Source organism: Streptococcus pseudopneumoniae, from assembly GCF_001076775.1.
Taxonomy (GTDB): Bacteria; Bacillota; Bacilli; order Lactobacillales; family Streptococcaceae; genus Streptococcus; species Streptococcus pseudopneumoniae_G.
Map to the genome: position 1 here is coordinate 32,272 of NZ_JVGV01000037.1, position 11,437 is coordinate 43,708.

Consider the following 11,437-nt stretch of genomic DNA (forward strand, 5'->3'; position numbering starts at 1 on the left):
TTACCAGTTGCTATTTAGAAATGTGATTGATAATTCCTTGACTACCTAATGTAGTTGAGGTATTTTTGATATTATTCATATTTTTGCAAACCTATTGTTTAAAAAATAATTTTCAAAAATTCAGAAAATTGTATTGACAGGAGTTGAAAAAGGGGCTATAATGAATAAAAAAATAAAGGAGAATACTATGAAAACAAGGAAAGTATTGGCTCTTGCGGGAGTAACTTTATTAGCAGCAGGTGTCTTAGCTGCCTGTGCTGGTGGTTCAGCTACTAAAAAAGGTGAGCAGACCTTTGCATTTACATACGAGACACATCCAGATAATCTCAACTATTTGACAACTGGTAAGGCAGCAACTGCCGACATTACTAGTAATGTGATTGATGGATTGCTTGAAAATGATAAATACGGGAACCTTATTCCCTCAATGGCAGAGGACTGGTCAGTTTCTAAGGATGGATTGACTTATACTTATAAGATTCGTCAGGATGCCAAGTGGTACACATCTGAAGGGGAAGAATATGCTCCTGTTAAGGCTCAGGACTTTGTGACAGGTCTTAAATATGCAACAGATAAGAAAGCAGAAGCCCTTTACTTGGTACAGGATTCAATCAAAGGTCTGGATGCCTATGCAAAAGGTGAAATCACAGATTTTGCTCAAGTCGGGATTAAAGCGCTTGACGATCAAACAGTTCAATACACGTTGAACAAACCTGAAAGCTTTTGGAATTCTAAAACGACCATGGGTGTTCTTGCGCCAGTCAATGAAGAGTTTTTGAACTCAAAAGGGGATGATTTTGCCAAAGCTACGGATCCAAGTAGTATCTTGTACAATGGTCCTTATTTGTTGAAATCCATTGTGACCAAATCCTCTGTTGAATTTGCGAAAAATCCGAACTACTGGGATAAGGATAATGTGCATATTGACAAGATCAAATTGTCATTCTGGGATGGTCAAGATACTAGCAAACCAGCAGAAAACTTTAAAGATGGTAGCCTTACAGCAGCTCGTCTCTATCCAACAAGTGCAAGTTTTGCTGAACTTGAAAAAGAGCTGAAAGACAATATTGTCTATACTCAACAAGACTCTGTTACGTATCTAGTGGGAACAAATATTGACCGCCAATCTTATAAATACACATCTAAGACCAGCGAAGAACAAAAAACATCTACGAAAAAGGCTCTCTTAAACAAGGATTTCCGTCAGGCTATTGCTTTCGGATTTGACCGTACAGCCTATGCCTCTCAGTTGAATGGAGAAACTGGAGCAAGCAAAATCTTACGTAATCTCTTTGTTCCACCAACATTTGTTCAAGCAGATGGTAAAAACTTTGGCGATATGGTCAAAGAGAAATTGGTCACTTATGGGGATGAATGGAAGGATGTTAATCTTGCAGATTCTCAGGATGGCCTTTACAATCCAGAGAAAGCCAAGGCTGAATTTGCTAAAGCTAAATCAGCCTTACAAGCAGAAGGAGTCCAATTCCCAATTCACCTAGATATGCCTGTTGACCAAACAGCAACTACAAAAGTTCAGCGCGTGCAATCTATGAAACAATCCTTGGAAGCGACTTTAGGAACTGATAATGTCATTATTGATATTCAACAACTACAAAAAGATGAAGTAAACAATATTACATATTTTGCTGAAAATGCTGCTGGAGAAGACTGGGATTTATCAGATAATGTCGGTTGGGGTCCTGACTTTGCCGATCCATCAACTTACCTTGATATCATCAAACCATCTGTAGGAGAAAGTACTAAAACATATTTAGGATTTGACTCAGGGAAAGATAATGTAGCTGCTAAAAAAGTAGGTCTATATGACTACGAGAAATTGGTTACTGAAGCTGGTGATGAGGCTACAGATGTTGCTAAACGATATGATAAATACGCTGCAGCTCAAGCTTGGTTGACAGATAGTGCTTTGATTATTCCAACTACATCTCGTACAGGGCGTCCAATCTTGTCTAAGATGGTACCATTTACAATACCGTTTGCATTGTCAGGAAACAAAGGTACAAGTGAGCCACTCTTGTATAAATACTTGGAACTTCAAGACAAGGCAGTCACTGCAGATGAATACCAAAAAGCTCAAGAAAAATGGATGAAAGAAAAAGCAGAATCCAATAAAAAAGCGCAAGAAGAACTTGCAAAACATGTGAAATAAGATAAAAAGAAGTTAGTTGTTCGCTAACTTCTTTTGGTTTATCGAAAATGAATTGGTGCCGGTCACCGCTTTTAGATATGACAGATCCTATTTTGTTGAAGAAAAAATCCTGAGCCTTTATTCTCAGGATTTTCTTTTATCTTACTGTTGTGGTTGCTGTTGAACTGGTGGATTTTGTGGCGTTGGTTGTACTGGTTGTGTTTGCTGAACAGTCTGACCAGCTTGTCCTTGATTAGGATCGGTTGCTGGAGCATTATTGGGTTGTTGACCTACCGTAGTACTTGCCTGTGTAGTTGAACTTTCAGCTGTTGAGGATTGTTGAGTAGAGGGTTCAGTCCATATTGGGCGAGCTCCATTTTTGAATACAAATTCCCCGTTTCTGAAAAGTCCGTCTGGCATCGTCCAGTCTTCTGGATGAGTATCTTCTGATAGATACGTTATCATTGAGCGATAAACTTTAGCTGCAACTAGGAAACCATCTCCAACGATAGGAGTTAAACGATTCGAATAACCTGTCCATACAGCCATAGAATACTTACGAGTATAACCAACAAACATTTCATCTGGAGCTACATAGCCAGTGTTTTTGATGTGTTTTTCAATTTCATCATCTGTGTAGTTAGAAGTACCTGTCTTACCAGCTTGCGCTAACCATGGGAGATAGGCTCCACGACCAGTTCCGTATGCCAAGACAGTTTTCATCATTTCGGTCATCATGTAAGCAGTTGTTTCTTTCATAGCTCGTGTACCAGCATCTGAAAATTCTTTTTCACTACCGTCACTGAAGACGACCTTATTGATATACATTGGCTTGTGGTAAATACCACCGTTGGCAAAAGCAGCATAGGCTGCAGCCATTTTTTCACTGCTTGCACCGTATTGTTTGTTAGATTCTGTTGTATTACTTGAAATGGCGTTTGCATAGTGGATGCTTGGATAATCGATACCTAAGCCATTTAGGAAGGTTTTCGCTCTATCTAAACCAACCTTATTTAGGGTTTCAACAGCTGTGACATTACGTGACTGTTGAAGTGCATACTGGATTGTAATATTTCCAAAGTAGCCTTTATCCCAGTTGTAGACGGGAGTATCAGTACCTGGATAGTTATAAGGAACATCATGTACTATAGTTGCAGTAGAGTCATAGACTCCATATTCTAAAGCGGGAGCATAGTCAGTGATTGGTTTCATAGTAGAACCCCAGTCACGGTTGGTTTCAACGGCTTGGTTGATTCCGAAAGATACATTACTTGATTGGTGACGGGCACCTAACTGAGCAATGACTTTACCATTTGTTACATCAACGATAGTAGAAGCTACTTGAAGTTCATCATCTGGATAAGCGACATACTCATCTGTGTTATAAACATCCCAAAGTCGCTGCTGAACATCTTTGTCGACATTAGTATAGACTTCCATACCTGTAGTAAGAAGGTTGTAACCAGTTTCTTGTTCAACTTGGTCGATTACTTCTTTGAGGTAGTTGTCCATATAAGCTGGATAACTATTGGCTGACTTCAAACTTTGGAGACCGTCAGTGACGGGAGTATTAATAGCTTTTTCATAATCTTCTGCACTAATGTATTTTTGCCCTTTCATTTCTGAAAGTACCAAGTTACGACGCTCTAGAGCAGCTTCTGGATGGGAATAAGGATCATATTGGTTTGGAGCTTGAGGCATTCCAGCCAAGAGTGCTAACTGTGGCAAGCTTAAGTCCTTCAAGTCTTTTCCATAGTAATTTTGGGCTGCGGTTTGCATTCCGTAGTTACCGTTGGACATGTAGACTTTATTGATGTAATAGGTCAGGATTTCTTGCTTGGTTGCTTTTTGCTCTAGTTGAACGGCTAGCCAAGCTTCTTGAGCTTTACGTGACAAGGTTTGATCAGCAGTTGAAGTAGAAAAATAAGTCAATTTAATTAATTGTTGTGTCAAGGTTGAGGCACCTTGTAGACCTCCTCCTTGTAGATTTCTCAATGCTGCCCCCATGATACGAATAGTATCAACACCTCTATGATCAAAGAAACGGTGGTCTTCGATAGACACAATTGCCTTGACTAAGTCAGTAGGAATTTCATTTGCCTGAGCATTTACGCGACGTTCAGATCCAAGGTCAGCAATCAGTTCGTTTTTGTTGTCATAAATCTTGCTAGAGGTTGTCGCAACTAATTTACTTTCAGATAAGGCTGGAGCCTTGCTAACAAAGTAGAGGAAGGCACCTCCACCTAATAGAAATAATGCGATAAATAAGGTAAGAAATGTAATTCCAATATACTTTAAGAATCGCAGAATAGTTTGTTTGTTCATCTTGTTTTACCACCTAGTAAATGTTCTTTGATAATATCTAGATAGGGAATTTGAGGGAAAGCTCCTTGCTTTACTAAATATCCGTATTCTTTGATATATCCAAGTGGCATTGATTTTTGGCCCTTATCTTGATGATAAAAGCGAATCAAATCAAGTGCCGGCAACAAATAAGTTTCTTGTTGAGAAGAAAAATGAAGTAGTACGAAGCAAATCCCCTGCTGTTTTAGAACTTGTTCCATATGTTGAATCTGGTGAAGATGGAAGTTTTTCATTGGAATAGCATTCTTTTGTCGTGTTTCCTTGGCTTCAAAGTCAATGTAATGTCCTCTATATACGCCAGAGTAATCTGTTGTGGAAGCTTGTCTAAAATAGGCTTCTACAATTTTGGCTCGACTACGTTGAGGATAGTCTACTCGAACGATTTGAACAGGCGTTGGTTTTTTATGGATAACTGCCATACCATGCGTCAGATAGTAGTCGTTTGTAGCGTTAATCATCTTTTCAAAAGTCATTCCTCGATTTGCGAAATTTTTTGGTTGAGAAATGGATGTTTGGCTTTTTTTTGATGAAATTTTATGAGGATAGTTGACCATATTTCTCCTTATTGGTACAATAACATCACTCTATTATACCATAAAAATAGAAAGAAAGGTGTAAAAATGACTACAGCTTTAATTATGGGATATTCTAATTTTGACTTGGGTTTATTTAATGAAAAAGATATCAGGTTAAAAGTTATAAAGAAAGCCATTCGCCGTGATTTAGAAAGTTTAGCAGAAGAAGGGATTAAATGGCTGGTCTTTACAGGAAACTTGGGATTTGAATCTTGGGTGCTTGATGTCGCAAATGAAATGAAAGACGAATATGATTTTAGCCTAGCGACCATTTTTGATTTTGAAACACACGGGGAAAATTGGAATGAAGCGAATCAGCTTAAACTTAGCCAATTTAAGCAGGTTGATTTTGTCAAATATGCCTATCCTAAATATGAACATATGGGGCAACTACGAGACTACCAACGATTTTTGCTGGGAAATACTGATTTAGCTTATTTTTTCTATGACCCAGAAAATGAGACCAAATTAAAATTTATAGACAATTTGATGAAAAATCAGGAAGGTTATCGCATAAAAAGGCTAACCTTTGAAGACTTAAATGAGCTAGTAGAAAATTTTTCTGAAAAGTAAGGCTTTGACCTTGATTTTTGTTTGTCTTTTTTTATATAATAATACTATTAGAAACCGAGAATGGAGAGAGAGATGGCAAGTATTATTTTTTCAGCAAAAGATATTTTCGAGCAAGAGTTTGGACGTGAAGTCCGTGGGTATAGTAAGGTTGAAGTTGATGAATTTTTGGACGATGTCATCAAGGACTACGAAACTTATGCTGCCTTAGTCAAGTCTCTCCGTCAAGAAATTACAGAGTTGAAGGAAGAATTGTCTCGCAAACCTGAATCTGCACCGGTTCAAGCAGAACCACTTGAAATGACAGCAACAACTTCTATGACGAATTTTGATATTTTAAAACGTCTAAATCGTCTTGAGAAAGAAGTATTTGGTAAACAAATTTTGGATAACTCTGATTTATAAGAGCTTATTTGAAAAGTGCAATTTTTGGATAATCGCGTGAGGAGAATTTCTTTTCATGAGGAAAGTCCATGCTAGCACAGGCTGTGATGCCTGTAGTGTTTGTGCTAGGCGAAACCATAAGCCTAGGGACGAGAAATCGTTACGGCAGTTGAAATGGCTAAGTCTTTGGATAGGCCAGAGTAGGCTTGAAAGTGCCACAGTGACGGAGTCTTTCTGGAAACAGAGAGAGTGGAACGCGGTAAACCCCTCAAGCTAGCAACCCAAATTTCGGTCGGGGCATGGAGTACACGGAAACGAACGTAGTACTCTGACTGCTATCAGCTGTAAGTTGTTAGTGGTAGACAGATGATTATCGAAGGAAGTGGTCCTAGTCACTTCTGGAACAAAACATGGCTTATAGAAAATTGCATATAGGTTGGGGCTGAGAAAACTTTCTCAACCTCATTTTTTAAAGTGGACATATAGAAAGGTCTTATAAGACTGAAAATGAAAAAAGAATTTAATTTAATCGCTACTGCTGCAGCGGGTCTTGAGGCTGTCGTTGGTCGTGAAGTGCGAGAGTTGGGCTACGATTGTCAAGTTGAAAACGGCCGTGTTCGTTTTCAAGGAGACGTGAGAGCTATTATCGAAACCAACCTTTGGCTTCGGGCAGCAGACCGTATCAAAATTATCGTAGGAACTTTCCCAGCTAAGACATTTGAGGAGCTGTTTCAGGGAGTTTTCGCTCTAGATTGGGAAAATTATTTACCACTTGGAGCTCGATTTCCGATTTCAAAAGCCAAATGTGTGAAATCTAAACTACACAATGAACCCAGTGTTCAGGCTATTTCAAAGAAGGCCGTTGTTAAGAAATTGCAGAAACACTACGCCCGCCCAGAAGGTATTCCTCTGATGGAGAATGGCCCAGAGTTTAAGATTGAGGTTTCTATTCTCAAAGATGTAGTAACTGTCATGATTGATACGACAGGGACTAGCCTCTTTAAACGTGGCTATCGTACCGAAAAAGGTGGGGCTCCTATCAAGGAAAACATGGCGGCAGCCATTTTACAACTCTCTAACTGGTATCCAGACAAGCCCTTGATTGATCCGACCTGTGGTTCAGGAACTTTCTGTATCGAGGCAGTTATGATTGCTAGAAAGATGGCTCCTGGTCTTCGTCGCTCCTTTGCTTTTGAGGAATGGAACTGGATTAGCGATCGCTTGATCCAAGAAGTTCGTACTGAAGCAGCTAAGAAAGTGGATCGTGAGCTTGAGCTAGATATCATGGGCTGTGATATCGATGCACGTATGGTGGAAATTGCTAAGGCCAATGCTCAGGCAGCAGGTGTTGCAGGAGATATTACCTTTAAGCAGATGCGCGTGCAGGATTTGCGTTCTGATAAAATCAATGGAGTGATTATCTCTAACCCACCTTATGGTGAACGCTTGTCAGATGATGCAGGAGTTACCAGGCTTTATGCTGAAATGGGTCAAGTATTTGCACCGCTGAAAACGTGGAGCAAGTTTATCTTAACCAGTGATGAAGCCTTTGAGACCAAGTACGGTAGTCAGGCGGATAAGAAACGTAAGTTGTACAACGGAACTTTAAAAGTTGATTTGTATCAATATTTTGGTCAACGTGTTAAACGTCAGGAAGTAAAGTAGGAAGGAAAAACTCATGAGTAAGAAAAGACGGAATCGTCATAAAGCAGAACATCAAGAGGCGCAATTTGATTTTGATGAAGCCAAAGAGCTAACAGTTGGAGAAGCTATGCGAAAAAATGAAGAGGTGGAAGCAGGTGTATTGCCTGGAGATTCTATCTTGGACAAGTATGTGAAACAACATAAAGATGAAATTGAGGCAGATAAGTTTGCGACTCGCCAATACAAAAAAGAGGAGTTAATCGAAACACAGAGTCTGGATGACTTGATTCAAGAGGTGCGTGAAGCTGTAGAGGAGTCAGAAGCCTATTCAGAGGAAGTTCTATCGTCTGAAGCTATCTTACCTCCACTGCCTCTGGACGATGAGGATAAAGACTGGGATCCTATAGTACTAGAGGATGAAAATTCAGCAGAAATGACTGGGGAAGTGGAAGAGGAGAAAAAACTTTCTCGTCTGGATCAAGAGGACCCAGAAAAGAAAAGTAAAAAAGGTTTTGTTTTGACCGCTTTGGCGCTCGTATCAGTGGTTATCTGTGTCAGTGCTTATTATGTCTATCGTCAAGTGACCCGTTCGACCAAGGAAATCCAGACTTCTCAATCAACTACAAATACGCAGTCAGATGTAGAAGAATTCAATAATTTATATGATGGCTTCTATACAGATAGCAATAAAACTGCTTTGAAAAATAGTCAGTTTGATAAACTGAGTCAACTTAAGACCTTGCTTGATAAGCTGGAAGGTAGTCGTGAACATACCCTTGCCAAATCTAAGTATGATAGTCTAGCAACGCAAATCAAGGCCATTCAAGATGTCAATGCACAATTTGAAAAACCGGCTATTGTGGATGGTGTTCTGGATACCAATGCAAAAGCTAAATCTGATGCTAAATTTACAGATATTAAAACTGGAAATACAGAGCTTGATAAATTGCTAGATAAGGCCATTAGTCTAGGTAAGAGCCAGCAAACAAGTGCTTCCAGCTCAAGTTCAAGTCAAACTAGCAACTCAAGCTCTAGTCAAGCAAATGAAAATACTGCTAGTGAGACAAGCCCAAGTAGTTCAAATACGACCTCAACGGAGACTAGAAGTTCTCGTAGTGAAGTCAATATGGGCGTATCAAGTGCGGGAGTTGCTGTTCAAAGAAGTGCCAGTCGTGTTTCTTATAATCAGTCTGCTATTGATGATAGTAACAACTCTGCTTGGGATTTCGCGGATGGCGTTTTGGAACAAATTCTAGCAACTTCACGTTCACGTGGTTATATCACTGGAAATCAATACATCCTCGAACGTGTCAATATCGTTAATGGAAATGGTTATTACAACCTCTACAAGCCAGACGGAACCTATCTCTTTACCCTTAACTGTAAGACAGGATACTTTGTTGGAAATGGTTCTGGACATGCGGATGACTTGGACTACTAAGCAGTCGTTACAAAATTCTTTCTTTTCAAAAGTAAAAATGATAAAATAAAACAAATTAAACAAGAGGAGTGTCAAATGACAAAAGCTAACTTTGGTGTCGTTGGTATGGCCGTAATGGGCCGTAACCTTGCCCTTAATATTGAATCTCGTGGTTACACAGTTGCTATCTACAATCGTAGTAAAGAAAAAACTGAAGATGTAATTGCTTGCCATCCTGAAAAGAACTTTGTACCAAGCTATGATGTTGAAAGTTTTGTAAACTCAATCGAAAAACCTCGTCGTATCATGCTGATGGTTCAAGCTGGACCTGGTACAGATGCTACTATCCAAGCCCTTCTTCCACACCTTGATAAGGGTGACATCTTGATCGACGGAGGAAACACTTTCTACAAAGATACTATCCGTCGTAATGAAGAATTGGCAAACTCAGGTATCAACTTTATCGGTACTGGGGTTTCTGGTGGTGAAAAAGGTGCCCTTGAAGGTCCTTCTATCATGCCAGGTGGACAAAAAGAAGCCTACGAATTGGTTGCTGACGTTCTTGAAGAAATCTCAGCTAAAGCACCAGAAGATGGCAAACCATGTGTGACTTACATCGGTCCTGATGGGGCTGGTCACTATGTGAAAATGGTTCACAACGGTATCGAGTATGGGGATATGCAATTGATCGCAGAAAGCTATGACTTGATGCAACACTTGCTAGGCCTTTCTGCAGAAGACATGGCTGAAATCTTTACTGAGTGGAACAAGGGCGAATTGGACAGCTACTTGATCGAAATCACAGCTGATATCTTGAGCCGTAAAGACGATGAAGGCCAAGATGGACCAATCGTAGACTACATCCTTGATGCTGCAGGTAACAAGGGAACTGGTAAATGGACTAGTCAATCATCACTTGACCTTGGTGTGCCATTGTCACTCATCACTGAGTCAGTATTTGCACGTTACATTTCAACTTACAAAGAAGAACGTGTACATGCTAGCAAGGTTCTTCCAAAACCAGCTGCCTTCAAATTTGAAGGAGACAAGGCTGAGTTGATTGAAAAGATTCGTCAAGCCCTTTACTTCTCAAAAATCATTTCATACGCACAAGGTTTTGCGCAATTGCGTGTAGCTTCTAAAGAAAACAACTGGAATTTGCCATTTGCAGATATCGCATCTATCTGGCGTGATGGCTGTATCATCCGTTCTCGTTTCTTGCAAAAGATTACAGATGCTTACAACCGTGATGCAGACCTTGCTAACCTTCTTTTGGATGAGTACTTCTTGGATGTTACTGCTAAGTACCAACAAGCAGTGCGTGATATCGTAGCTCTTGCTGTTCAAGCTGGTGTGCCAGTGCCAACTTTCTCAGCAGCGATTACTTACTTTGATAGCTACCGTTCAGCTGACCTTCCAGCTAACTTGATCCAAGCGCAACGTGACTACTTTGGTGCCCACACTTACCAACGTAAAGACAAAGAAGGAACATTCCACTACTCTTGGTATGACGAAAAATAAGTAGGTCTGCCATGGGGAAACGGATTTTATTACTTGAGAAAGAAAGAAATCTAGCTCATTTTTTAAGTTTGGAACTCCAAAAAGAGCAATACCGAGTTGATCAGGTTGAGGAGGGGCAAAAAGCCCTCTCCATGGCTCTTCAGACAGACTATGACTTGATTTTATTGAATGCTCAACTTGGGGATATGACAGCCCAGGATTTTGCAGATAAGCTAAGTCGGACTAAGCCAGCCTCAGTGATTATGGTCTTGGACCATCGCGAAGAATTGCAAGATCAGATTGAGACAATCCAACACTTTGCCGTTTCTTACATCTATAAGCCGGTTATTATTGAGAATCTGGTGGATCGTATTTCAGCGATTTTCCGAGGTCGGGACTTTATCGACCAACACTGTAGTCAGATGAAGGTTCCAACGTCTTACCGCAATCTGCGTATGGATGTAGAACATCATACCGTTTATCGTGGCGAGGAAATGATTGCTCTGACGCGCCGTGAGTATGACCTTTTGGCTACTCTTATGGGGAGCAAGAAAGTTCTGACTCGTGAGCAGTTGTTGGAAAGCGTCTGGAAGTATGAAAGTGCGACCGAAACAAATATCGTGGATGTCTATATCCGTTATCTACGTAGCAAGCTTGATGTAAAAGGTCAAAAAAGCTACATTAAAACCGTGCGTGGTGTCGGTTACACCATGCAAGAATAGAAAAGCAGTTGCAGTGAACTGCACCCCAAAAGTTAGACAGAAAAAACTAACTTTTGGGGTGTTTTTATTATGAAATTAACTTATGATGATAAAGTTCAGATCTATGAAC

9 protein-coding genes and 1 other RNA gene are annotated in these 11,437 nt (G+C 40.0%); 8 read left to right on the top strand and 2 right to left on the bottom strand.

Annotated features, from left to right (window positions below):
- Positions 1–187 precede the first annotated feature (187 nt).
- Complete coding sequence (locus ADJ60_RS10730) at positions 188–2,170, top strand: peptide ABC transporter substrate-binding protein (protein WP_049544890.1); 1,983 nt, start codon at positions 188–190, stop codon at positions 2,168–2,170.
- 141 nt (positions 2,171–2,311) lie between these two features.
- On the opposite strand, the gene pbp1a is transcribed toward ADJ60_RS10730, so the two are convergent.
- Together pbp1a and recU are read right to left on the bottom strand one after the other, a co-directional pair.
- Positions 2,312–4,474, bottom strand: a complete 2,163-nt coding sequence (pbp1a, locus tag ADJ60_RS10735) for a penicillin-binding protein PBP1A (RefSeq protein ID WP_049544891.1) — start codon at positions 4,472–4,474, stop codon at positions 2,312–2,314.
- The gene (gene recU, locus ADJ60_RS10740; RefSeq protein ID WP_049544892.1) at positions 4,471–5,067 is read right to left on the bottom strand and encodes a Holliday junction resolvase RecU; all 597 of its coding nucleotides are present in this window, start codon (positions 5,065–5,067) and stop codon (positions 4,471–4,473) included. The genes pbp1a and recU overlap by 4 nt, the downstream gene beginning before the upstream one ends.
- A gap of 66 nt (positions 5,068–5,133) precedes the next feature.
- On the opposite strand from recU, the gene ADJ60_RS10745 reads away from it, so the two are divergent.
- The 7 genes from ADJ60_RS10745 to ADJ60_RS10775 all read left to right on the top strand — a co-directional run bounded on the left by ADJ60_RS10745 (position 5,134) and on the right by ADJ60_RS10775 (position 11,328).
- A complete protein-coding gene (locus tag ADJ60_RS10745) occupies positions 5,134–5,661 on the top strand; it encodes a DUF1273 domain-containing protein (protein ID WP_020901565.1) in 528 nt (175 codons plus the stop codon).
- 72 nt (positions 5,662–5,733) lie between these two features.
- Complete coding sequence (gene gpsB, locus ADJ60_RS10750) at positions 5,734–6,063, top strand: cell division regulator GpsB (RefSeq protein ID WP_020901566.1); 330 nt, start codon at positions 5,734–5,736, stop codon at positions 6,061–6,063.
- 20 nt (positions 6,064–6,083) lie between these two features.
- Positions 6,084–6,465, top strand: an RNA gene (gene rnpB, locus ADJ60_RS10840) — RNase P RNA component class B.
- A gap of 84 nt (positions 6,466–6,549) precedes the next feature.
- A complete protein-coding gene (locus ADJ60_RS10760) occupies positions 6,550–7,707 on the top strand; it encodes a THUMP domain-containing class I SAM-dependent RNA methyltransferase (RefSeq protein WP_049544893.1) in 1,158 nt (385 codons plus the stop codon).
- Between the two features lie 13 nt (positions 7,708–7,720).
- Positions 7,721–9,127, top strand: coding sequence for a cell division site-positioning protein MapZ (mapZ, locus tag ADJ60_RS10765; RefSeq protein ID WP_049544894.1), 1,407 nt, complete (start codon positions 7,721–7,723; stop codon positions 9,125–9,127).
- Positions 9,128–9,202: 75 nt separating this feature from the next.
- The gene (gene gndA / locus ADJ60_RS10770; protein WP_000158778.1) at positions 9,203–10,627 is read left to right on the top strand and encodes an NADP-dependent phosphogluconate dehydrogenase; all 1,425 of its coding nucleotides are present in this window, start codon (positions 9,203–9,205) and stop codon (positions 10,625–10,627) included.
- 11 nt (positions 10,628–10,638) lie between these two features.
- Positions 10,639–11,328, top strand: a complete 690-nt coding sequence (locus ADJ60_RS10775) for a response regulator transcription factor (RefSeq protein WP_024056976.1) — start codon at positions 10,639–10,641, stop codon at positions 11,326–11,328.
- Positions 11,329–11,437: the final 109 nt, after the last annotated feature.